Annotated in this window: 19 protein-coding genes and 1 tRNA gene; 18 read left to right on the top strand and 2 right to left on the bottom strand. The window is 36.9% G+C overall.

Annotated elements, in window-relative coordinates:
• Positions 1–27 precede the first annotated feature (27 nt).
• The 5 genes from ACYH9I_RS03480 to yqfB all read left to right on the top strand — a co-directional run bounded on the left by ACYH9I_RS03480 (position 28) and on the right by yqfB (position 7,173).
• A complete protein-coding gene (locus ACYH9I_RS03480; protein WP_483558948.1) occupies positions 28–1,728 on the top strand; it encodes a LytS/YhcK type 5TM receptor domain-containing protein in 1,701 nt (566 codons plus the stop codon).
• The gene (btsR, locus tag ACYH9I_RS03475) at positions 1,722–2,444 is read left to right on the top strand and encodes a two-component system response regulator BtsR (RefSeq protein ID WP_483558946.1); all 723 of its coding nucleotides are present in this window, start codon (positions 1,722–1,724) and stop codon (positions 2,442–2,444) included. Before ACYH9I_RS03480 ends, btsR begins: the two co-directional genes overlap by 7 nt.
• Positions 2,445–2,721: 277 nt before the next feature.
• Positions 2,722–4,869, top strand: coding sequence for a carbon starvation CstA family protein (locus tag ACYH9I_RS03470; protein WP_483558944.1), 2,148 nt, complete (start codon positions 2,722–2,724; stop codon positions 4,867–4,869).
• A gap of 247 nt (positions 4,870–5,116) precedes the next feature.
• Positions 5,117–6,784 (top strand): bifunctional metallophosphatase/5'-nucleotidase, encoded by a 1,668-nt coding sequence (locus tag ACYH9I_RS03465; RefSeq protein ID WP_483558943.1) that lies wholly within the window; start codon positions 5,117–5,119, stop codon positions 6,782–6,784.
• An 80-nt stretch (positions 6,785–6,864) separates the two neighbouring features.
• On the top strand, positions 6,865–7,173 hold the full coding sequence (yqfB, locus tag ACYH9I_RS03460; protein ID WP_483558942.1) for a N(4)-acetylcytidine aminohydrolase: 309 nt from the start codon (positions 6,865–6,867) through the stop codon (positions 7,171–7,173).
• Positions 7,174–7,238: 65 nt separating this feature from the next.
• On the opposite strand, the gene ACYH9I_RS03455 is transcribed toward yqfB, so the two are convergent.
• Together ACYH9I_RS03455 and ACYH9I_RS03450 are read right to left on the bottom strand one after the other, a co-directional pair.
• Positions 7,239–7,703, bottom strand: a complete 465-nt coding sequence (locus tag ACYH9I_RS03455) for an NfeD family protein (RefSeq protein ID WP_483558940.1) — start codon at positions 7,701–7,703, stop codon at positions 7,239–7,241.
• A gap of 117 nt (positions 7,704–7,820) precedes the next feature.
• Positions 7,821–8,729: an SPFH domain-containing protein gene (locus ACYH9I_RS03450; protein ID WP_483558938.1), complete on the bottom strand. Its 909-nt coding sequence runs from the start codon at positions 8,727–8,729 to the stop codon at positions 7,821–7,823.
• A 569-nt stretch (positions 8,730–9,298) separates the two neighbouring features.
• Here ACYH9I_RS03450 and ACYH9I_RS03445 point away from each other — a divergent pair.
• The 13 genes from ACYH9I_RS03445 (at position 9,299) to ACYH9I_RS03385 (ending at position 23,705) form a co-directional block, all read left to right on the top strand.
• Positions 9,299–10,861, top strand: coding sequence for an anthranilate synthase component 1 (locus ACYH9I_RS03445; protein ID WP_483558936.1), 1,563 nt, complete (start codon positions 9,299–9,301; stop codon positions 10,859–10,861).
• Positions 10,861–12,492 carry a bifunctional anthranilate synthase glutamate amidotransferase component TrpG/anthranilate phosphoribosyltransferase TrpD gene (gene trpD / locus ACYH9I_RS03440; protein ID WP_483558934.1) on the top strand — a complete coding sequence of 544 codons (1,632 nt, stop codon included), beginning with the start codon at positions 10,861–10,863 and terminating at the stop codon, positions 12,490–12,492. Before ACYH9I_RS03445 ends, trpD begins: the two co-directional genes overlap by 1 nt.
• A 15-nt stretch (positions 12,493–12,507) precedes the next feature.
• Positions 12,508–13,896 (top strand): bifunctional indole-3-glycerol-phosphate synthase TrpC/phosphoribosylanthranilate isomerase TrpF, encoded by a 1,389-nt coding sequence (trpCF, locus tag ACYH9I_RS03435; RefSeq protein ID WP_483558933.1) that lies wholly within the window; start codon positions 12,508–12,510, stop codon positions 13,894–13,896.
• 13 nt (positions 13,897–13,909) lie between these two features.
• A complete protein-coding gene (gene trpB, locus ACYH9I_RS03430; RefSeq protein ID WP_483558931.1) occupies positions 13,910–15,103 on the top strand; it encodes a tryptophan synthase subunit beta in 1,194 nt (397 codons plus the stop codon).
• Positions 15,100–15,906 carry a tryptophan synthase subunit alpha gene (gene trpA, locus ACYH9I_RS03425; protein WP_483558929.1) on the top strand — a complete coding sequence of 269 codons (807 nt, stop codon included), beginning with the start codon at positions 15,100–15,102 and terminating at the stop codon, positions 15,904–15,906. Before trpB ends, trpA begins: the two co-directional genes overlap by 4 nt.
• Before the next feature lie 208 nt (positions 15,907–16,114).
• Positions 16,115–16,191: transfer RNA gene (locus tag ACYH9I_RS03420), tRNA-Met, on the top strand.
• A 188-nt stretch (positions 16,192–16,379) separates the two neighbouring features.
• Positions 16,380–16,841 (top strand): ribosome maturation factor RimP, encoded by a 462-nt coding sequence (rimP, locus tag ACYH9I_RS03415; RefSeq protein ID WP_091345968.1) that lies wholly within the window; start codon positions 16,380–16,382, stop codon positions 16,839–16,841.
• 16 nt (positions 16,842–16,857) lie between these two features.
• On the top strand, positions 16,858–18,333 hold the full coding sequence (nusA, locus tag ACYH9I_RS03410) for a transcription termination factor NusA (protein ID WP_483558927.1): 1,476 nt from the start codon (positions 16,858–16,860) through the stop codon (positions 18,331–18,333).
• A gap of 17 nt (positions 18,334–18,350) precedes the next feature.
• Positions 18,351–20,987: a translation initiation factor IF-2 gene (infB, locus tag ACYH9I_RS03405; RefSeq protein WP_483558925.1), complete on the top strand. Its 2,637-nt coding sequence runs from the start codon at positions 18,351–18,353 to the stop codon at positions 20,985–20,987.
• A 65-nt stretch (positions 20,988–21,052) separates the two neighbouring features.
• On the top strand, positions 21,053–21,430 hold the full coding sequence (gene rbfA, locus ACYH9I_RS03400; protein WP_065586528.1) for a 30S ribosome-binding factor RbfA: 378 nt from the start codon (positions 21,053–21,055) through the stop codon (positions 21,428–21,430).
• 64 nt (positions 21,431–21,494) lie between these two features.
• Positions 21,495–22,403: a tRNA pseudouridine(55) synthase TruB gene (gene truB, locus ACYH9I_RS03395; protein WP_483558923.1), complete on the top strand. Its 909-nt coding sequence runs from the start codon at positions 21,495–21,497 to the stop codon at positions 22,401–22,403.
• Between the two features lie 366 nt (positions 22,404–22,769).
• Positions 22,770–23,054 carry a hypothetical protein gene (locus tag ACYH9I_RS03390; protein ID WP_483558921.1) on the top strand — a complete coding sequence of 95 codons (285 nt, stop codon included), beginning with the start codon at positions 22,770–22,772 and terminating at the stop codon, positions 23,052–23,054.
• A 525-nt stretch (positions 23,055–23,579) separates the two neighbouring features.
• The gene (locus tag ACYH9I_RS03385) at positions 23,580–23,705 is read left to right on the top strand and encodes a hypothetical protein (protein ID WP_483558919.1); all 126 of its coding nucleotides are present in this window, start codon (positions 23,580–23,582) and stop codon (positions 23,703–23,705) included.
• The last annotated feature ends 282 nt before the right edge of the window (positions 23,706–23,987 follow it).

Below are 23,987 nucleotides of genomic sequence, written 5' to 3'. Positions count from 1 at the left end.
CGACGGTTTTATTATGTGATCAGTATTATGTTTGAATTTGATCTTGTCCTACAGCTTCTTCAACAAATGTGTGTTTATTTAGTGATTGCTTATTTACTAAGTAAAACGCCGATCGTGATTCCTCTTATGCAAGTGACAGTACATTTGCCTCATAAATTAGTTTGTTATTGCATCTTTTCGTTATTTTGTATTATGGGAAGTTATTTCGGCTTGCATATTGAGGACACTATTGCCAACACACGAGCTATTGGTGCCATTTTAGGAGGGTTACTTGGTGGCCCCATCGTTGGACTGCTAGTTGGGATAACAGGCGGTATTCATCGTTATACTTTAGGTGGCATTACCGCTGAAAGTTGTATGTTATCTACCATTTTAATTGGACTAATTAGTGGATTACTACATTATGTGTTAATGAAAAAGGGACGAGTTGATCTAATTTATAATCCTTTGCTAGTTGGTGTATTAGGTTTATTAGTTGAATCACTCGAAATGATTTTGGTGTTACTTATCTCACGACCTTTTGACGTAGTGCTGCATGCTGTTAGGAGCATTGCCGCGCCCATGATTGTTGCCAATAGCATTGGTTCTGCGATGTTTATGCGGATTTTGCTTGATAGGCGGGCGATTTTTGAGCGTTATACTTCAGCCTTTTCAGCCAAAGCATTAAAAATCGCTGTTAGTACAGAAGGTTTGTTGCGTGACGGTTTTAATCAGCAAAATAGCACTAAAGTAGCTGAAATTATTTATCAAGAACTCGATATTGGCGCTGTTGCAATTACCGATAGAGAAAAAATATTGGCTTTTATAGGTGTTGGTGATGATCATCATTTACCAGGAACACTAATCACATCTAATAGTACCTTAGAAGCGATCGAAAAGAATGAAGTACAATACCTTGATGGGGCTCATGAGCCTTACAAATGCTCAATAAATAAAAATTGCCGTTTAGGATCGACACTAGTTATTCCTCTAAGGGGGGAAAACAATACGGTAATGGGCACGATCAAGCTTTATGAAGCAAAAAACACATTATTTAGTTCAATTAATCGAACCCTCGGCGAGGGGATTGCCAGTTTATTATCTGCACAGATTTTAGCTGGGCAAAATGAGCACTATAGGCAACTATTATCTAAAACTGAAATTAAACTGCTACATGCGCAAGTTAATCCTCACTTCTTATTTAATGCCTTAAATACATTGCTGGCTGTTATTCGTCGTGATAAAACACAGGCATCGCAACTCGTGCAAAATTTATCTACCTTTTTCCGAAAAAATTTAAAGCGAACGGAAGAAATCGTTACACTAAAAGATGAAATAGAGCACGTTAATGCCTACTTGCAAATTGAGAAAATGCGTTTTATGGATCAGTTGACTATAAAAATCGATATTCCCCAAAAATTAGAATATGCACAACTACCTGCCTTTTCGTTACAACCGATTGTTGAAAACGCTATTAAACATGGCACATCCCAATTGCTTGGTCATGGTAACGTGACTATCAGTGCTTATAAGTTAGAACAGTCGTTGGTTTTGGAGGTAATTGATAGCGCAGGTCATTATCGTGAAAATAAGAAAGACACTAAAGGCTTGGGGCTTAATTTAGTTGATAAAAGAATTAAGATTCGTTATGGTGAAAAATATGGTATAAAAATAGCATGTAAACCCGATGAATATACTAAAGTCATGCTGATATTACCTTTGCAAGAGGATGCAAGTACTCAATGTTAAATGTTATTATTGTTGATGATGAATTACCAGCTCGTGAAAATTTACGCTGCTTGCTTGAAAGCGATTCCGAAATTAACATCGTTGCGGAATGTAATAATGCCATTGAGGCGATTCGAGAGATTCATCGACTTCAACCTGATGTTGTATTTTTAGATATTCAATTGCCTAAAATAAACGGTATTGAAATGTTATCAATGCTTGATCCTGAAACTATGCCAAGGATTGTCTTTTTAACGGCTTACAGTGAATTTGCGGTTAAAGCCTTTGAAGAACAAGCTTTTGATTATTTGCTTAAGCCTATTGAACAAGAACGGTTAAATAAAACCTTATATCGTCTGCATAATCATTGTTTTTCTGGGAATATTAATCAATTAGATGGCGTTAATCAAAAGTTGAAATATGTCCCATGTGTTGGGTATAACCGAATTTATTTATTGAATTTTGATGATGTGTTTTATATCTCCTCTAAAATGAGTGGTATTTATGTATTTAATCAAGAAAATAATGAGTACCTAACTGAATTAACACTAAAAACACTCGAAGATAAAACCGATCTTGTTAGGTGCCATCGACAATATCTGATTAATCTAAAAAAACTTAAAGAAATTCGCTTTAATCAAACAGGTGGTGTTGATATTATTTTTATTAATGATGTTTCGGTGCCAGTGAGCCGTCGTTATTTAAAACCACTTAAAGAGGTATTGGGATTGCAATAATCTCAATATCTTTTTACTTTATTACTATTTCTTTTACCGCTAAGTTGCTAATTTTAACCACTCATACTCTTAATCTAACCTGTAACCCAAATAAGGTTATCATTCTTAAGAGCAAAAAATTACTATACACTCGAACACAAAAAGGTCTTTAGATATTACTTGTTACTTTTGTTTATATAAAAAATACTTGTTCTATATTATCGCGGCATTTTTTTTATACGCATTATGGTATTAAGTAATGAACTAATTAATCTTATAAATCACAAAGAGAATCATTATGAATAATAAAGTTTTTAAGCATATTCCATGGTTCATCCTTGCTTTAGTAGGTGCATGCTGTTTAGGTGTTGTTGCATTACGGCGAGGTGAACATATTAGTGCACTTTGGATTGTAGCGGCGGCAGTTTCGATTTATTTAGTCGCATATCGATACTATAGTCTGTATATTGCTAAAAAAGTAATGCAATTAGATCCAACTCGTGCTACGCCAGCTGTCATTAACAATGATGGTTTAAATTATGTCCCAACAAATAAATATGTACTTTTTGGGCACCATTTTGCTGCCATTGCTGGTGCAGGTCCTTTAGTTGGCCCAGTGCTTGCAGCACAAGTCGGTTATTTACCGGGTACACTTTGGCTACTTGCTGGTGTGGTTTTTGCCGGTGCTGTGCAAGATTTTATGGTACTGTTTTTATCCTCTCGCCGTAACGGTTCATCTTTAGGAGAAATGGTTAAAGAAGAAATGGGGCCAATACCGGGAACTATTGCGTTATTCGGTTGTTTCTTAATTATGTTGATCATTTTAGCGGTATTAGCACTGATTGTAGTTAAAGCCTTGGCAGAAAGTCCATGGGGTGTCTTTACTGTTTGTTCAACTGTACCAATTGCCCTATTTATGGGGATCTATATGCGGTTTATTCGACCGGGTAGAGTAGCAGAAGTATCAGTTATTGGTATTGTACTACTTGTTTTATCCATCTGGTTTGGTGGCGTTATTGCTCATGATGCATATTGGGGCCCAGCTTTAACCTTTAAAGCAACAACGATTACTTATGTATTGGTTGGTTATGCATTAATTTCTGCAATGTTACCTGTATGGTTAATTTTAGCACCACGGGATTATTTAGCGACTTTCCTAAAAATCGGTGTAATTGTAGGTTTAGCCATTGGTATTGTTATTTTAAATCCTGATTTAAAAATGCCTGCTATTACACAATACGTTGATGGTACAGGGCCAGTTTGGAAAGGGGCATTATTCCCATTCTTATTTATCACTATTGCTTGTGGTGCTGTTTCTGGTTTCCACGCATTAATTTCGTCAGGTACTACACCTAAATTACTTGCCAATGAAAACGATGCGCGTTTTATTGGTTATGGTGCAATGCTGATGGAATCATTTGTTGCGATGATGGCTTTAGTTGCTGCATCAATTATTGAACCAGGTCTTTATTTTGCAATGAATACGCCGCCAGCAGCATTAGGTATTACTATGCCAGATCTGCATAAGCTTGGTACTGCCGATGCTCCGATGATCATGGCTCAATTACAAGATGTGACAGCGCATGCAGCGGCAACAGTTAGTTCTTGGGGATTTGTTATTTCGCCTGAGCAAATTATCCAAACTGCAAAAGACATCGGTGAACCTTCAGTGTTAAATCGTGCCGGCGGTGCACCAACATTAGCCGTAGGAATTGCGCATGTATTCCATCAAATTCTACCTGGCGCAAATATGGGCTTTTGGTACCACTTTGGTATTTTATTTGAAGCGTTATTTATTTTAACCGCACTTGATGCTGGTACTCGATCTGGTCGCTTTATGCTACAAGATTTATTGGGTAATTTTGTTCCATTTTTGAAAAAAACAGATTCACTTGTTGCCGGCTTTATTGGCACAATTGGTTGCGTTGGTTTATGGGGCTACTTACTCTATCAAGGTGTTGTTGATCCACTAGGCGGTGTTAAGAGCTTATGGCCATTATTCGGTATTTCTAACCAAATGCTAGCGGCGGTTGCGTTAATATTAGCAACAGTTGTATTAATCAAAATGAAACGTGCTCAATATGTTTGGGTAACGATCATTCCAGCTATATGGTTGTTAATTTGTACAACTTGGGCATTAGCATTGAAGTTATTTAGTCAAGATCCTCAATTAGAAGGCTTCTTCTATTTAGCGAATGAATATAATCGTCGCATTGCAGAAGGGAGTGATTTAACCGCGCAACAAATCGATAATATGCACCACATTGTTATTAATAACTATACCAATGCTGGCTTAAGTATCTTATTCCTACTGGTTGTTTACGGTATTATCTTCTTTGGTATTAAAACGGCACTAAAAGTACGTAATAATAAACACAGAACAGATAAAGAAACAGCTTATGTGCCAATTCCTGAGGGCGGTGTAAAAACATCGATGTCGCACTAGGTTTTAAGTAATAGGGTGCTGTGTTAGTTCAGCATCTTATTATCTTTATTAGCTTTTAATCAAATTATTGCTTGCCCAACAATATTCATATTGTTGGGCATTTTTATAAACGATACTTTGTTTTAACAGTAAATATCTCACAGTTAGCTTGATAATGTAACTTAACTTAAATGTGAAAAAAATCACATTATTACTTTTGTTTATTTATTAAAATAAAAAATTCGTGTCATTTTTATAGGAGATAAAGATGCCCATTACCAAAAAATTATTGTCATTATGTAACATTTTAGTGTTAAGTTGTTCATTTCAAGCTCTGGCTAAAGAAGTTAATGTATCCATTTTAGCTACATCTGATGTTCACGGTCGAATGGTACCTTGGAATTATGGTACAGATAAAACTGATACTTCGGGTTCTTATGCACAAATCTCATCGTTTATTAAAGAGTATCGCAATACCCATTCTAATGTTATTTTGGTTGATGCGGGGGATATTATTCAAGATAATCAAATCGAACGTTTTTACGATGTTAAAAAGCACCCTGCCATGGCTGCTCTAAATGCAATGAACTATGACATTATGGTCTTAGGTAATCATGAATTTAATTTTGGGATGCCAGTTGTTGATAAAATTATTTCGCAGTTCAATGGTAAAACGCTAGCCGCCAATATTTTTTACAAAAATTCAGGAAAGCCTTACCTTCCGGCCTCAACGATTATTGAAAAAGAGGGTATTAAAATTGGGTTTATTGGTGCCACTACGCCATTCGTACCTGAATATGAAAATAAAACAGGTTATGTTGAACAGATGGAATTTACAATGCCCATTCCAGAAATTAAAAAGCAGGTTGATCAATTAAAACAACAATCTGTTGATGCAATTGTTCTAATTGCTCATATGGGATTAGATAATGAAAATAATAAACCCGGTACTGGTGTTGCTGATATAGCAAAACAAGTGCCGGATATCGATGTAATTATTGCCGGGCATAATCATCAAAATATTAGTGAAGAAGTAATTAATAATGTTGTAATTACTGAACCTCATCGTTATGGAACAGTGGTGTCGGTTGTGGATCTAACTTTTGATATTCAAGCAGATAGAAAAACGCTAGAGCATAAAAAATCAGAAACTTTGCCGGTTAAAACCTACCCGGCCGATCCGGTAATTGAAGAAATATATGCGCCGTATCACCAACAGCTAAGAGAAATTTCGAATCAAGTTATTGGTGAAACTGATCGCGATTTAGTTCCACAACAATTGATTCACGGCATTCCAGCAATTTATTTAGAAGAATCAGGATTAACGAATTTGTTGAACTCAGTGCAACTTTATTATAGCGGTGCTGATGTGACATCGGTGTTAGTTGATAATAAAAAAGCTATGCTCAATAAGGGTAAAATAGCGCGTAAAGATATTGCCAATAATTATCAATACACAGCTGGTGAAACGAGTATTTTTGAAGTTACTGGCAGAGATCTAAAAGATTATATGGAATGGTCTGCGGCTTATTTTGCTCAAGTAAAACCGACGGATAATAATTACCAATATGATCCTATTCGCGGCGCATCAAAGTATATGACTTATGATATGTTTGGTGGTGTAAAGTATATCATTGATCTAAGACAACCTGTTGGGCAAAGAATTAAAGATTTAACATTACTTAATGGTAAACCTGTTACTGATGATATGAAAATCAAACTTGGCATGAATGCTTACCGTTATGAAATGCTAGTTAAAAAAGGGGGACCATTAGAAGGACGCAGAGTTGAATCAATTTGGAACTCTCGTACTGCTTTTGGTGATGAAGACGGTACTATACGTAATATGACAATAAAATATATAATCGAAGTGAAAAAAGGAAAAATTACTGATGAGTCTAATCATAATTGGAAAGTCATCGGCATCGAACCTTAATACTCATTATTCGTTAATTTATAATTATAAGTAATCAGCCAATAAGTAAATTGGCTGATTACTTATGCAGGATAATTACTATGCAAAATGATATTACTTTTTATCAACGTTTTAAGTCCGATATTTTAGCTGGTTTAAAAGTGATTACTATCCGCGATAATAAAGAGTCACATTTTAAAGCAGGCGATAAGCTTCGTGTTGGCATTTTTGAAACTGACGAGTATTTTTGTACTATAAAAATAATCAGTGTTACACCAGTTACTCTTGAACAGTTAACGGAAGAACATGCAAAACAAGAGAATATGATGTTAAGTGATTTGAAAAAGGTGATTTCTGATATTTATCCAAATGAAAAACATTTTTTCGTTATTCATTTCTCGCTTTTATAACAAAAAAATACGCACTATTAGTGCGTATTTTTATTCTGACAATTAAATAGAATTAATTCATGTTATTAATGATTTATAGGAAGTACATTTAAAATCAAACCATCAACAGAGATAACTTCAACACGTTGACCAATTTTAAGATCTTGATCGCATCTTGCTGACCATGTTCCATCTTTGATTTTTATTCGTCCTGAACCATTAACAATTGCATCTGTCACAACAGTCTTAATTCCAATTAAATCTTGTTGGGGTTGATTGATTTCCCCTTTACTAGATTTATCTTTCCCTTGTTTTCGAAGCCAAAGCCACCAAATGTAGGCAGATATAAGCGTTAGGATTGAAAATAAAATCCACAAAATTGGCCAACAAAGTGGTAAAACCCAAGCAATTAGACCAACAATAATAGCTGCAATTCCGCTCCAAAGCCCATAGCCACCAGTGCCAAGTAATTCTGCAATCAGCAGCAAACCGCCTAAAGCAATAAACACCCAGTGGGGAGAATTATAAATAACCATAAAAAAATCAGTCATTATCAATTACCTTTAAAATCCATTCAGGAAAAACTTAAACATAGAATTGACCATGCCTATCAAAAGTGTTGGAAAACTATGTTTAAGTATAAAAATATCTAAGTATAAGAATCGATTTTATTTAGTATTTTTTATCAATTCAGCAATACCACCAATGCTGCCCATTAAACTTGACGCATCAAGTGGCATCATAATAACTTTACTGTTATCCGCAGAGCCAATTTGTTGTAGCGCTTCAGTATATTTTTGCGCAACAAAGTAGTTAATCGCATTGATATTACCCGCAGCAATAGCATCAGATACCATTTGAGTTGCTCTAGCTTCTGCTTCGGCTGCACGTTCACGCGCTTCGGCTTGTAAAAAGGCAGATTGTCTTTCACCTTCTGCTTTTAAGATTTCAGATTGTTTTTCACCTTCTGAACGTAAAATTGCTGCTTGACGAACACCTTCTGCTTCAAGGATTTCAGCACGTTTATTACGTTCGGCTTTCATTTGCGCGTTCATTGCTGCAATAAGTTCTGCTGGTGGGCGAACGTCTCGGATTTCAATACGAGTAATTTTAATTCCCCATGGGCTAGTTGCGTCATCAACAATACTTAACAATTTAGAGTTTATATGATCACGTTGTGATAACATTTCGTCCAACTCCATGCTACCAAGTACAGTACGGATATTAGTCATCATTAAATTAATTACAGCACGTTCAAGCTGATTAACTTGGTATGCAGCTCTTGCAGCTTCTTGTACTTGAATAAAACAAACTGCATCAATTTGTACATTCGCATTATCTTTTGAAATAACTTCTTGTGACGGAATGTCGAGCACTTGTTCCATCATATTAATTTTACGACCAACACCATCCATAAATGGAATAATGATATTTAAACCGGGTTCAAGAGTATGAGTATATTTACCAAAACGCTCAATGGTATATTGGTAACCTTGGGGAACAATGGTAATTGCTTTTAAGACCGTAATTAAAGCGAGTAAAACAATAACACCAATGACGATATAAAATACTGGCATAATTCAAAAATCCTTATAATTATTTATAATAAAAATGAATCAACCATTTTATAGGTTATTGAATTTTTTGACCAGTTTTAATTAATATTATATAAAATATTGCGAAGTGAATGTGTTAATTTATGATTTCAATTTTTCTTAATATGACTTGAATGATATTATGAAAACACAAAAGATAAACAACAATTCAATAGATTTTTTTTATAATAAATTATGCATAGATCTCTTTTATTCTAATGATGTATTCCTTATCGAGTCCTTTATAAAAAATCGCTATTATCCTCCCATACCAATTTTATTTCTGAGCACAAAATATTCACTTGACATTGCATCACTGAACTAGTTTAATAGTACAAACTTAATAAGTAACTCAAATAAATAAAATTATGCAACATCAAGAACATCACTTAAATATAAATAAAATAACTCGTTTTGGCTGTTGGGGCGTGATTTTTGAGGATGATGTAATAAGACTGTCTTATTTTACAAAGCCCACTAAAGGCGGGTTTTATAGCTTCTTGCCAATATCACATAAATCTGAATAAAATTTAAATGTAGAGAGTCAACCAATGAATAAGCCAACATTAACACAGATAACCAAAACCATTGGTTATTATCAAGATCCGACTCAAGTGTTTTGTCAATTATGTAATAACAAACCGGCAACATTGTTGCTTGAATCAGCTGAAATTGATAATAAGCAAGGTATTAAAAGTGTTATGATTATCGACAGTGCATTACGCATTTCGGCAATAAACAATGAAGTCACTTTTAAGGCATTGACTACAAATGGTGAAAAGCTATTACCTTTATTGCAACACTCTTTTTCGGATAAACCAGTCAATGTTCAAATGGATGAAAAAACACTTAAATTGGTTTTCCCTGCTATTGATAGTATGCAAGATGAAGACTCACGGTTAAAGTCATTATCTGTTTTTGACTCCTTACGAACATTATTAACTATTGTGGATATTCCAGAACAATACGGTCAAGATGCAGTTTTTGTCGGTGGCCTATTTGGTTATGATCTCGTTTCTGGATTTGAGAACTTACCTAGTTTACCTACAGATCAACGTTGCCAAGATTTCTGTTTTTATTTGGCAGAAACACTATTAGAAATTAATCATCAAGATCATGAGTCAATTTTAAAAGCGACAGCTTTTACGGATGATTCTGTTGAGATTTCTCGATTAACTCAACAATTAGAAAATTTACAAAAAACATTAAATAAGCCGATAAAACCGATTCGTACTCAGTCGTTGACGGATATTGAAGTGACTTGTAATAAAAGTGATGATGATTTCAATACGATTGTCAAAAAGATGCAAGATGCGATTCAGCAGGGAGAAATTTTCCAAGCTGTGCCTTCACGGCGTTTTACTTTACCTTGTCCAGAACCGTTATCGGCTTATCGGGTATTAAAAAATAACAACCCAAGCCCATATATGTTTTATATGCAAGATAATGATTTTATATTATTTGGCGCATCGCCTGAAAGTGCACTTAAATACACTAAAGCAACCAATCAGGTTGAAATCTACCCTATTGCGGGCACTCGTCCACGAGGATTAACCGTTAATGGCGAGATTGATTATGACTTAGATAGCCGGTTAGAGCTTGAAATGCGTACAGATAAAAAAGAGCTGGCTGAACACTTGATGTTAGTGGATTTAGCGCGTAACGATTTAGCCCGCATTTGTAAACCAGGTACTCGTTACACCAAAGAGTTATTAAAAGTGGACCGTTATTCGTTTGTTATGCATTTAGTTTCGCGGGTTGTTGGACAATTGCGTGATGATTTAGATGCGCTTTATGCTTATCAAGCTACTATGAATATGGGGACATTAACGGGTGCGCCAAAAATTAGGGCAATGCAATTAATTGCTGAGTCTGAAAAAGTCAAACGTGGTAGTTATGGTGGTGCGATCGGTTATTTTACTGCTAATGGTGATTTGGATACTTGTATTGTGATTCGTAGTGCGTACGTAGAAGAAGGTGTTGCAACAATACAAGCTGGTGCTGGTGTGGTTTTGGATTCAGATCCACAATCTGAATCTGATGAATCGCGTAATAAAGCGCGAGCCGTCATCCACGCGATTATGGCAGCACATCATGTAGAAGGTGAATTCTAATGGCTAATATCTTATTTATTGATAATGTTGATTCTTTTACATATAACTTAGTTGATCAATTACGTAATAACAAACATTGTGTGACCATTTATCGAAACACGATTGCAACTGATGTAATTATTGAAAAATTGTCACAAATGCAAAATCCTATTCTAATGTTATCCCCTGGTCCTGGAGCTCCGAGCGAAGCTGGCTGTATGCCTGAACTGCTTAAACGTTTAAAAGGAAAATTGCCGATAATCGGTATTTGCCTTGGACATCAAGCAATTGTTGAATCTTATGGCGGTAGTATTGTGCCAGCCGGTGATATATTACATGGTAAAGCATCGTTGATGGAACACGATGAGCAGGCGATGTTTAAAGGATTACCAAATCCACTACCTGTTGCACGTTATCACTCCTTAAAAGGGGAAAACATTCCCAAAACACTCACTATTAATGCACTTTGTAACAATGTTGTTATGGCGGTGCGTAATGATGAAGATCGCGTTTGTGGGTTTCAGTTTCACCCTGAATCGATTTTAACCATCCAAGGGGTAAAATTATTAGAGCAAACCATTAAATGGGCACTTAACCCAAAACAAAAAAAGGAAAAACCAAAGCAAGAAGCTATTGTAGACAAGCAAGAGTACAATATTCAACCAACACTTAATAAATTGTATTTAGGACAAACATTAAGCCAAGAAGAAAGCAAAGTATTATTTAATTTAATTATTCAAGGAAAAATTGAACCAACGATATTGGCGAGTGCAATTATTAGTATGAAAGTTCGAGGCGAAAAACCTGATGAGATTGCTGGTGCCGCTCAGGCTTTACTTGAAAATGCTGATGCTTTTGATATTCCCGATTACGATTTTACCGATATTGTCGGAACTGGCGGGGATGGCACTAATAGTATTAATATCTCAACTGCCAGTGCCTTTGTGACAGCGGCATTGGGGTATAAAGTGGCAAAACATGGTAACCGTGGCGTATCAAGTAAATCGGGATCTTCAGATGTGTTATCGGCTTTGGGGATTCGATTAAATATGTCTGCCGAAGCGTCACGTCAAGCGTTAGATGAACTAGGGGTTTGCTTTTTGTTTGCCCAGCAATATCATTCAGGCTTCCGTCATGCGGCTCCTATTCGACAACAGTTAAAAACACGTACTATTTTTAATGTATTAGGACCATTGATAAACCCGTCTCGTCCTAAACGTATTTTATTGGGTGTGTATCATCCTGATTTAATTAAACCGATTGCCGAAACATTAAAAATGTTGAACTATACCCATGCTTATGTGGTGCATGGTGCAGGAATGGACGAAGTTGCCATTCATGGAGCAACTCAAGTAGCTGAAGTTAAAAATGGTGAAATCCATTATTTCACAATTACACCAGATGATTTTGGCTTGCCAACATTTACCTTAAAAGATATTGAAGGCGGGACACCAGAACAGAATCGTGATATGTTGATTGCCATTTTACAAGGTCATGGTAAACCTGCTCACGAGGCAGCCATTGCTGTTAATGTCGCGATGCTAATGAGTTTGTTTGGTGAAGAAGACTTAAAACAAAATGCGCAGCGTGCAATAGAAATGATGCACAGCGGAAAAGCTTATACGCTATTACAACAATTAGCAGCAAGATAATGAGTGGAGAATAATATGGTAATTGCAGCATTAGCAAAAAATGTTGAAATGGCAACAGTATTGAAAAAGATCATTGAGGATAAACAAATTTGGTTAACTGAGCAGCAAGCAGTAAAGCCACTTAATACCTTTAAATCAGTGATATCCCCAAGTGATCGCAATTTTTATCAAGCGCTAAATCAATCTGAAACTGTCTTTATTTTAGAGTGTAAAAAAGCATCACCGTCAAAAGGATTAATTCGGGATGACTTTAATCCCGCTAGTATTGCTAAGGTTTATAAAGATTATGCCTCGGCTATTTCGGTGCTGACTGACGAAAAATATTTTCAAGGTAGTTTTGAATTTTTGCCAATAGTTCGTAATGAAGTGACACAACCTGTGCTTTGTAAGGACTTTATTATTGATGAATATCAAATCTATTTAGCGCGTTATTATCAAGCAGACGCAATACTATTAATGCTATCTGTATTGAACGATGATGAATATGATCATTTAAGTAAAATTGCTCATCAACTTAATATGGGTATACTGACTGAAGCAAGTACCGATGCGGAAGTTGAACGTGCAATCAAGCTTGGTGCTAAAGTGATTGGTATTAATAATCGTAATTTAAGGGATCTAACGGTTGATCTAAATCGGGTAAAAGTTTTATCTAAATCAATTCCTGACGATCGCATTATTATTAGTGAGTCAGGTATTTATACTCATAATCAAGTTAAAGAATTAAGCCATTACGCTCATGGATTTTTAATTGGTAGTGCGTTAATGTCTGAACCAAACTTAACGTTGGCAATTCGCAAAGTAATATTAGGTGAAAATAAAGTCTGTGGCTTAACACGCGCCGAAGACGCAGTAAATGTTTATCAAGTTGGTGCTGTCTATGGTGGTTTGATTTTTGTGCCAAATTCAGCGCGTTATATACAGCCAATTAAGGCACGATCTGTTATTGCCTCTGCACCACTGAATTGGGTTGGTGTTTTTCGAAATGAAGAGATTGAAACCGTATGCCAAATAGCAAAACAGTTATCCTTGTATGCAGTCCAACTGCATGGTGATGAAGATGAAAACTATATCGAAACGTTGCGACAAGAATTACCTAAAACTTGCCAAATTTGGAAGGCATTAAGTATTGGAAGCACCATCCCCAAACATAACAATCCATTAGTTTCACGCTATCTATTTGATAATGGAGTTGGAGGCACGGGTAAATGTTTTGATTGGACAATGCTTGCTGATCACAATTTAAATAATGTCATTTTAGCTGGTGGTATTAACCCACAAAATATAAAGGCAGCTTTAGCAACAGGCGTGATGGGGGTTGACCTTAATTCAGGGATTGAGGTTTCACCAGGAATTAAAGATAAACAGAAAATTCAAGCTGCATTTGAACAAATTTTAATTTAAAAAAGGAATGGTTATGTCTAAATTAAACCCTTATTTTGGCGAATTTGGTGGACAATATGTTCCCCAAATATTAATGCCAGTACTTGAGCAACTTGAGGACGCCTTTATTTCGGCAATCAATGATCCTAACTTTCAAAAAGAATTTAACGATTTATTAGTCAACTATGCTGGCAGACCAACTGCATTAACTTTATGTAAAAATCTAACCGCTGGCACGAAAACCAAGCTTTATTTAAAACGGGAAGATTTGGTACATGGCGGTGCGCACAAAACGAACCAAGTTTTAGGACAAGCGTTGCTTGCTAAAAGAATGGGCAAAACCGAAATTATTGCTGAAACGGGGGCGGGTCAACATGGAGTTGCATCAGCTTTAGCTTGTGCATTACTGGGTTTAAAATGCCGAATTTATATGGGTGCGAAAGATGTTAAACGCCAAGCACCTAATGTCTTTAGAATGCGACTCATGGGGGCAACAGTGATCCCCGTTGAAACAGGATCTGCAACCTTAAAAGATGCCTGTAACGAAGCATTGCGTGATTGGTCTGGAAGTTATGAAAAAGCCCATTATATGCTCGGTACAGCAGCGGGTCCGCATCCTTTTCCAACCATTGTGCGTGAATTTCAGCAAATGATCAGCCGTGAAGCAAAACAGCAAATTCTTGAAAAAGAAGGGCGTTTGCCAGATGCGGTGATTGCTTGTGTTGGCGGTGGTTCAAATGCCATTGGTATGTTTGCTAATTTCATTGACGATAAATCGGTCAGATTAATAGGTGTTGAGCCCGGTGGTCATGGTATCGAGTCTGGTGAACATGGAGCTTCGCTTAAACATGGTAAATTGGGGATTTATTTTGGTATGAAATCGCCAATGATGCAAACAGACGAAGGGCAAATTGAAGAATCATATTCAATATCAGCAGGACTTGACTTCCCATCGGTTGGGCCTCAGCACGCTTATTTAGATAGCATTGGGCGCGCTGATTATGTTTCAATTACCGATGATGAAGCGTTGGACGCTTTTAAAGCTTTGTCGCGTAGTGAAGGTATTATTCCTGCATTAGAATCGTCTCATGCATTAGCCTATGCCATGAAAATGATTAAAGAAAACCCAACGAAAGAACAGCTATTAATTGTTAACCTCTCAGGGCGAGGCGATAAAGATATCTTTACCGTATACGATATTTTAAAAGCAAAAGGAGAAGTGGAATGAACCGTTATCAAAAACTGTTTACTCAGTTAACCGCTGAAAATCGAGGTGCTTTTGTTCCTTTTGTTCCCGTTGGGGATCCTACGCCAGAACTATCGTTTAACATTATTCAAACATTAATCGAATCTGGCGCCGATGCGTTAGAGCTTGGGATCCCATTTTCAGACCCTATGGCCGATGGTCCAACCATTCAAAATGCTAATATTCGTGCATTCAAAGGTGGAATAACCGTTGAAAAGTGTTTTGATATTTTAGCTAATGTGAGAGCGCAACATGCTAATATCCCAATAGGGTTACTTATTTATGCTAATTTAGTTTTCAAAAAAGGTATCGATAATTTTTATGCCAAGTGCGCCAAAGCGGGAGTTGATTCGGTATTAATTGCCGATTTACCTGTTGAATATGCAAAAGAATTTACAGGGGCAGCAGAAAAATACAATATAGCGCCAATTTTTATTTGTCCACCTAATGCTGATGATGAAGTCATTAAAAATATTGCTAGCCAAGGTAAAGGTTATACCTATTTGGTATCACGTTCTGGCGTGACGGGTGCTGAAAATCGCGCGAATAAGCCGCTTACTCATTTATTACAAAAATTAACCAAATTTGGCGCGCCGCCTGCGATTCAAGGATTTGGTATTTCTGAACCTGATCAAGTAAGCGAAGCGATTAAATCAGGTGCGGCAGGAGCAATTAGTGGATCTGCAACTGTTAAAATTATTGAGGAAAACCTTAATAATCCAGAACAAATGCTTAACCAGTTAGCGAATTTTGTTAAAACTATGAAAAAGGCAACTCATAAGTAATTTATCGAACTGAATTATTAGCATAAATAGTTGCATTGAAATGCGAATTATTGTGCTAATATAAATTTATCGGTTATGCCTTGTTTTATTATTAAACACGCTAAAATTAGCGTGTAATGTTTTTTCATGATTTTAAGCATATGAATAAAACTACAGTGATTTGCAGTTGCATTTTATTCAAAATAACGTATAATTCTCATTCATCTATCGCGGGGTGGAGCAGCTTGGTAGCTCGTCGGGCTCATAACCCGAAGGTCGTTGGTTCAAATCCAGCCCCCGCAACCACTTAAATTTTCATTCATACCAATCTATCCTGTTATTGTGTGAAAGTTCGAATGAAGTGGCTTCATTATAGTTAGTATTTAAATGTAAGCCTCGCATGTCGAGGTTTTTTTTGTGTTATGATTTAAACGTAAGTTTAAAAGAAATGTTGGGCTTTATGCCCTTTTTTATTTTTTGCAGTGGAGGTTTGTTTGGCTAATATAGAACAGCAATTAACCAACATTATCCAAGAGCCAGTTAATGCGCTTGGTTTTGAATTAGTCGGGGTTGAGTATATTCGTGGTCGTTACCCTGTACTACGAGTCTATATCGATAGTGAAAATGGTATAACGGTTGATGATTGTGCTGATGTTAGCCGACAAATTAGTGCAGTACTGGATGTCGAAGACCCTATCAAAGATGCTTACAATCTTGAAGTTTCATCGCCGGGAATGGATAGGCCTTTGTTTACGCTTGAACATTACCTGCGTTTTGTTGGCGAAGAGGTCACAGTGAGTTTGCGTATTCCTGTTGCTAACCGTCGCAAATGGAAAGGACGAATTAAGTCTATCGATAGTGGAATGATTACATTAACTGTCGACGATAATGATGAAGTGTTTGCTTTTAGCAATATACAAAAAGCAAACATTGTACCTAATTTTAACCTTAAATAGAGTACGGATGTAAAGGATGAATAAAGAAATTTTAGCTGTTGTTGAAGCGGTATCAAACGAAAAAGCGCTTACGCGCGACAAAATTTTCGAAGCGTTAGAAACTGCATTAGCAACGGCCACTAAAAAGAAACATGCTGTTGATATTGATGTTGTTGTAAAAATTGACCATAAAACTGGCGATTATGACACCTTCCGTCGTTGGCAAGTCGTTAACGAAGTGACCCAACCAACGAAAGAAATTACATTAGATGCAGCACAATACGAAGATCCATCAGTGCAACTAGGCGATTATGTTGAAGAGCAAATTGAGTCAGTTGCTTTTGACCGTATCACCACGCAAACGGCTAAACAAGTGATTGTACAAAAAGTGCGCGAAGCAGAACGTGCCATGGTGATTGACATGTTTAGACATCGTATTGGTGACATTGTGACAGGTATTGTCAAAAAGACCAATCGCGATAGTGTTATTCTTGACTTAGGCAACAATGCTGACGCTATGATGTCACGCCATGATATGCTACCGCGTGAAAATTTCCGTATTGGCGATCGTGTTCGAGGGATTTTATATCTTGTAGAACAGAATAATAAACCTGCACAACTTTGCATTAGCCGTTCAAATCCCGAAATGATGGAAGAATTATTCCGCATTGAAGTGCCTGAAATCGGTGAAGAGATGATCGACATCAAAGGTGCAGCTCGAGATCCGGGTTCACGTGCTAAAATTGCTGTTAGCAGTAATGACCGTCGTATAGACCCTGTTGGGGCTTGTGTCGGTATGCGTGGAGCGCGTGTTCAAGCTGTATCGAATGAATTTGGTGGAGAACGTATTGACATTGTTTTATGGGACGATAACCCTGCACAATATGTCATCAATGCCATGGCACCAGCTGATGTGGTTTCGATCGTTGTTGATGAAGATAAACATACCATGGACGTCGCGGTAAATGCAGACACCTTACCACAAGCCATTGGTCGAAATGGTCAAAATATCCGTTTAGCGTCTCAACTTACTGGTTGGACATTAAACGTAATGAGTACCGAAGATTTGCAAGAAAAACACCATGCAGAATCTTTTGCAGCAATCAATAATCTAATTAAACATCTTGATATTGATGAAGGGCTTGCACAGCTATTAGTTGAAGAAGGCTTTACCTCGCTTGAGGAACTTGCCTATGTACCTGTTGATGAATTGCTTGAAATCGAAGACCTTGATGAAGAACTAGTTGAAGCATTAAGAAACCGAGCAAAAGATGCATTAACAACACTTGCACTAGCAAATAGTGGCGACAAACAACCTGCTCAAGATTTACTTAATCTGCCAGGTATGACACAAGAGTTAGCTTATCAATTAGTGCAACATGACATCATTACTTTGGAAGATTTAGCAGAACAAGGTACCGAAGATCTAGCCGATATTGAAGGCTTAACAAGCAAACAAGCTGGCGATTTTATTATGGCTGCACGTAATATTTGTTGGTTTGCAGATGAATAATTGAGGAAAAGTAATACATGACCAAAGTATCAATAGAAACACTGGCTCAAGAAATCAACACTCCAGTGCAAACACTTTTGCAACAGTTTGCCGATGCAGGTATGAATAAAACTGCGTCTGATACTGTCACACAAAAGGAAAAAGAAGCTTTGCTTGCCCACTTAAAACCTCAGCAAGGCCCAACAAAATTGACATTGCAACGTAAAACGCACTCAACCTTGAATGTGTCTAGCGGTGGTGGTAAAAGTAAAGAAATTAAAGTAGAAGTGCGTAAAAAACGCACTTTTGTTAAACGTGATCCAGCCGAAATTGCTGCTGAGCAAGAAAAGGCACGCCTTGAAGCTGAACAAAAAGCCAAAAAAGAGGCGGAAGAAAAAGAAAAACTAGTCGCACAAGAGGCGAAAAAACGCGAAGAAGCACAAGCTAAAAAACGTGCACAAGAAGAAAAAGCAAAAGCAGCGCAAGAACAATCCAGCGATCCAAAAGTGAAAAAAGCGCAAGAAGAAAAAGCACGATTAGAAGCAGAAGCTAACGAAATTAAACGCAAAGCCGAAGAAGAAAATCGTCGTAAACTAGAAGAAGACGCTAAACGCATGGCTGAAGAAGCGCGCAAATTAGCTGAACAATATAGTAATATCGACGAAAAAGACACTACCGAAGACGAAGATTACCATGTCACAACTTCTAAATATGCGCGCGCAGCTGAAGACGACACCGATCGTGAAGTTGAAAGTGCACGTGGTCGAGGTCGGAGTGGTAAACAAACTAAGCAGAAAAAGGGTAGCAAATTATCCGAAGGTAAAGCTGAGCGTGAAGAAGCACGTGCAGTGACTCGCAGTGGTCATAAAAAGAAAGGTAAAAGCACATTACAACAGGGCTTTAACAAACCAGTACAAGCAGTCAACCGTGACGTTGTGATTGGTGAAACCATTACTGTTGCTGAACTTGCTAACAAAATGGCAGTAAAAGGATCTGAAGTCATCAAAACCATGATGAAAATGGGCGCAATGGCAACCATCAATCAGGTTATTGACCAAGAAACTGCGCAACTTGTTGCTGAAGAAATGGGACATAAAGTGGTATTACGCCGCGAAAATGAGCTTGAAGAATCACTCATGAGCGACCGTGATACTGGTGCAGAAAAAGTTGCACGCGCTCCAGTTGTCACCATTATGGGGCATGTTGACCATGGTAAAACCTCATTACTTGACTATATCCGTAAAGCGAAAGTGGCATCAGGTGAAGCTGGTGGTATTACCCAGCACATCGGTGCTTATCATGTTAAAACCGCAAGCGGTGAAATTACATTCTTAGATACTCCGGGTCATGCGGCATTTACTTCAATGCGTGCGCGTGGTGCTAAAGCAACAGATATTGTGGTACTTGTAGTCGCTGCCGATGATGGTGTGATGCCACAAACCATTGAAGCAATTCAACATGCTAAAGCAGCAAACGTGCCAATTGTTGTTGCTGTGAACAAAATTGATAAACCAGAAGCCGATCCTGAGCGTGTAAAAGGTGAACTTGCTCAATATGGTGTAATGTCAGAAGATTGGGGTGGTGATACACAGTTTGTTCATGTTTCGGCTAAAGCAGGAACCGGTATTGATCAACTGCTTGAAGCTATTTTATTACAAGCGGAAGTGCTTGAACTTACCGCATACGAAACCGGTATGGCAAGTGGTGTGGTGATTGAATCATTCCTTGATAAAGGTCGTGGTTCGGTAGCTACTGTTCTTGTGCAATCAGGTACACTGCGTAAAGGCGACATTGTTCTTTGTGGATTTGAATATGGACGTATTCGCGCAATGCGTAACGAACTAGGTAAAGAAGTTACAGAAGCGGGTCCTTCTATACCAGTTGAAATCCTTGGCTTATCGGGTGTGCCATCAGCAGGTGATGAAGCAACTGTTGTGCGTGATGAAAAGAAAGCGCGTGAAGTTGCCCTTTATCGACAAGGTAAATTCCGTGATGTGAAACTTGCTCGTCAGCAAAAAGCGAAACTTGAAAACATGTTTACTAATATGACAGAAGGCGATGTTTCTGAGCTTAATATCGTATTAAAAGCGGATGTTCAAGGTTCGGCTGAAGCGATCTCTGATTCATTACTTAAACTGTCAACAGACGAAGTTAAAGTTAAAATTATTGGATCAGGCGTGGGTGGTATCACTGAAACTGACGCATCACTGGCAGCTGCATCGAATGCGATTATTTTAGGTTTCAACGTTCGTGCCGATGCATCAGCACGTAAAGTGATCGAATCAGAAAACTTAGATCTACGTTACTATTCTGTTATTTATGACTTAATTGATGAAGTTAAACAAGCCATGAGTGGTATGCTTGCACCAGAATACAAACAAGAAATCATTGGTCTTGCTGAAGTGCGTGATGTATTTAAATCACCTAAATTTGGTGCAATTGCTGGTTGTATGGTAACCGAAGGTGTGGTTAAACGTCACAACCCAATTCGTGTTCTACGTGATAACGTAGTTATCTATGAAGGTGAACTTGAATCATTACGTCGCTTTAAAGATGATGTTAACGAAGTGCGTAATGGAACCGAATGTGGTATTGGTGTGCGTAACTACAACGATGTTCGTGTTGGCGATACGATTGAAGTCTTTGAAACTATCGAAATCAAACGTACGATCTAATTACAACGTATTAATGTTATAAGCAAGGTTTAGCCTTGCTTATTCATTTTTTAAGGAAAATAGATATGGCAAAAGCATTTAATCGTTCATCTCGAGTTGGGCATGAATTACAAAAAGAAATTGCAATTATCTTACAACGAGAAATTAAAGATCCTCGTCTTGGCATGGTCACTGTTTCGGGTGTTGATATTTCGCGCGATCTTGCCTATGCTAAAGTGTTTGTCACTTTTTTAAATGACGATGATCCGCAAGTGATTGAACAAGGTTTAGCAGTACTTAATGATGCTAAAGGCTATATTCGCACTTTGATTGGTAAAGCTATGCGTTTGCGAATCATTCCTGAGATCAAATTTTTTTACGATGAGTCGCTTGTTAAAGGTATGCAAATGTCGAGCTTGGTGGCGGATGTTATCAAGCATGATAACGAGCGTCATAAAGATTAATATTAAAAAATAGTCCTGAATTTTGTAAAAATTTCAGATAACTATGCATTTCAATATAAAATAAATGATGAATATAAAAAGAACTCGCCGTGATCTTCACGGCGTTTTGTTACTAGACAAACCACAAGGCATGACATCCAACGATGCTCTGCAAAAAGTGAAATGGTTATTTAATGCTAAAAAAGCGGGGCACACAGGGGCACTTGATCCATTAGCGACAGGTATGCTACCTATCTGTTTTGGTGAAGCGACCAAATTTTCACAGTATTTATTAGATTCAGACAAACGTTATCGAGTGATCGCCAAACTTGGTGAGCGTACAGATACCTCAGATGCGGATGGCCAAATTATTTGTACCAAACCTGTTAAAGTGAACGAATCGCAAATTAACCAAGCTTTAATGCATTTTCGAGGTGATATTTTACAAGTACCGACCATGTTTTCGGCTTTAAAATATCAAGGTAAACCACTTTACGAATATGCCCGCCAAGGTATTGTCATTGAACGTGAAGCTAGGCCTATTACCGTTTACGAAAATCAATTTATCCAATTTGATGCCATAAAGAACGAATTAACGCTAGAAATACACTGCTCTAAAGGCACCTATATTCGAACTATTATTGATGATTTAGGCGAATTACTGGGTTGTGGGGCACATGTTATTTATTTAAGGCGTTTGCAAGTATCTAATTATCCGATTGATAAAATGATCAGTTTAGATGCATTACAAAATAGGACCGAAAAGGATGAACTGTTAATGCCTGTTGATAGCCCGTTACAAGATCGTCCAAAAATAACGCTGACTGATGCACAAGGTAAAGATATATTGTTAGGGCGAACCATTGAATTTGAAAGCGCTGCACAAGTTGAAACCTTGGTGCGAATTTATCAAGGCAAGCAATTTATTGGCGCCGGCGTGATGCAAAGTAACAAATTATCGCCAAAACGATTAATATCAACATTCATCAACTAGTCTTGCTTGGTTTAAATCCCGCTGAAAAAAACAAGCTTTTCAAGCTAGTGGTTTTTAACGACTTGTTTAGATATGAAACGGTATAGACTCCTGAATCTTTTTTACAAGTAATAAGCAATACCAATGTAAGAAATGGGCAAATAGTACAGCAGAAGTTGTGATTGTAAACTAGGTTCAGAAAATCTCTGCCTAAACTATAATTTTAATATAAAGACGATTTGGTGCTCTGTCATCTTTTTCATATTCAAATTCTCTATTACTTTTATCATGAAGAATTTTCTACTCTTTTGCTGTATTATTTTCGGGAGTAGTTAAAAAATTAATACTTTTAAAAATAATATTAATAAAATGAAGAATAGATTAGTTATGAATATTGAACTTGATAGAATAGAAAATTTTTTTAATTTAATTATAAACGAATTAAAAAATAACGGTATTTACAACATATCTCTCGATTATGATTTTTATTGGAATATACCATCTGATTTTCTATATGATCATTTTAATGAACCCAAAGAATTTGATATGGGGCAATTAAGCGAAGATTATCAGTTTTTAGTTTATTTTATGAATCAAAATACACTTACTAGTGGTAATTTGAGAAAGTTGTCTAGTCTTTTAAGATATATAGCAGATAAGTTAGATATGTAAAATTAGATATTGAGCCTGCTCTATATTTAGTGTATTAAAGAATTAAATGTGATAATTTTAATTACACTAGGCTAGTGTCATTAAGGCCAAGTTTTTTGTTACCTGCCTTTAATGGTCAGTTATGATTTGGGCTCAGTGTCTTATGTGTACAACTGGCGGTATAAAACTGCTTAGTTGATTACAGCGATGAAGCTTTGCATCGTGTCTGATTTTAGTTTAATTTCTCTTATTTTTTTATGTACAATTGTCAATAAAGCCTACTTGTTGTATTGTTCATTGTGCAATATATCTCTCTATTCAAAACATAAAAAATACACTAACCCCCTATTTAAATTACAAAAATCAGTCAGAAAAGGTATTGATTTTATTTAAGTTTTTTCTTGGTGTTTTTTGTGTTTTTCTTTGTCGGCAAAGATAGCGGTGATAGCCTCTGAGGACGAGGGCTGCAGTAAAACCCGACTTGACACGGCACGATAAGTTAGTGACATAGAAAACAAAGCGGACTACAAAGTAAGTGGCAGAAGTGTGGGAATTAGCATCAATGGCATGCCATCGATGCCAGCCAGTCGCAACAAAAGCGAAAGTGAAAGTTCGACTACATATTCAGCGGTATCCGAAGGGACGATTGTTATTCGCAATAAAGATCGATAAAACAAGATATTGAGGAGTTAAGCCGTGATATCGATCATGCTAGCTTTATATTAAAGCATGAGCGTGAACAGAAATTTATTGTAGAGAGAAAAAATAAGAGGTATAGCAAATTCTGCTGAGTTACATGTTATTTAATGAACTCATTCTATATTTTGTGTGTTTGCTATTTTAAAAGTGATAGTTAATCCTTTCGTAAAATCTTATAATAAACAGATGCATTTTAGTTTAAATCTGCAAGGCAAGTTCTATAATCGATGTTAATCACAATAAGTTTAGCGATAA

It is taken from the genome of Gilliamella sp. X-23, assembly GCF_057063545.1.
This window is presented reverse-complemented; position numbering and strand designations above follow the sequence as displayed.

Coding starts and splice junctions, on each gene's coding strand:
- nusA (WP_483558927.1), top strand. CDS start 16,858: ATGAATAAAGAAATTTTAGCTGTTGTTGAAGCGGTATCAAACGAAAAA.
- btsR (WP_483558946.1), top strand. CDS start 1,722: ATGTTAAATGTTATTATTGTTGATGATGAATTACCAGCTCGTGAAAAT.
- ACYH9I_RS03450 (WP_483558938.1), bottom strand. CDS start 8,729: ATGCCAGTATTTTATATCGTCATTGGTGTTATTGTTTTACTCGCTTTA.
- truB (WP_483558923.1), top strand. CDS start 21,495: ATGATGAATATAAAAAGAACTCGCCGTGATCTTCACGGCGTTTTGTTA.
- yqfB (WP_483558942.1), top strand. CDS start 6,865: ATGCAAAATGATATTACTTTTTATCAACGTTTTAAGTCCGATATTTTA.
- infB (WP_483558925.1), top strand. CDS start 18,351: ATGACCAAAGTATCAATAGAAACACTGGCTCAAGAAATCAACACTCCA.
- ACYH9I_RS03470 (WP_483558944.1), top strand. CDS start 2,722: ATGAATAATAAAGTTTTTAAGCATATTCCATGGTTCATCCTTGCTTTA.
- trpB (WP_483558931.1), top strand. CDS start 13,910: ATGTCTAAATTAAACCCTTATTTTGGCGAATTTGGTGGACAATATGTT.
- ACYH9I_RS03445 (WP_483558936.1), top strand. CDS start 9,299: ATGAATAAGCCAACATTAACACAGATAACCAAAACCATTGGTTATTAT.
- trpA (WP_483558929.1), top strand. CDS start 15,100: ATGAACCGTTATCAAAAACTGTTTACTCAGTTAACCGCTGAAAATCGA.
- rbfA (WP_065586528.1), top strand. CDS start 21,053: ATGGCAAAAGCATTTAATCGTTCATCTCGAGTTGGGCATGAATTACAA.
- ACYH9I_RS03455 (WP_483558940.1), bottom strand. CDS start 7,703: ATGACTGATTTTTTTATGGTTATTTATAATTCTCCCCACTGGGTGTTT.
- trpCF (WP_483558933.1), top strand. CDS start 12,508: ATGGTAATTGCAGCATTAGCAAAAAATGTTGAAATGGCAACAGTATTG.
- ACYH9I_RS03480 (WP_483558948.1), top strand. CDS start 28: ATGTTTGAATTTGATCTTGTCCTACAGCTTCTTCAACAAATGTGTGTT.
- trpD (WP_483558934.1), top strand. CDS start 10,861: ATGGCTAATATCTTATTTATTGATAATGTTGATTCTTTTACATATAAC.
- ACYH9I_RS03465 (WP_483558943.1), top strand. CDS start 5,117: ATGCCCATTACCAAAAAATTATTGTCATTATGTAACATTTTAGTGTTA.
- ACYH9I_RS03390 (WP_483558921.1), top strand. CDS start 22,770: ATGAATATTGAACTTGATAGAATAGAAAATTTTTTTAATTTAATTATA.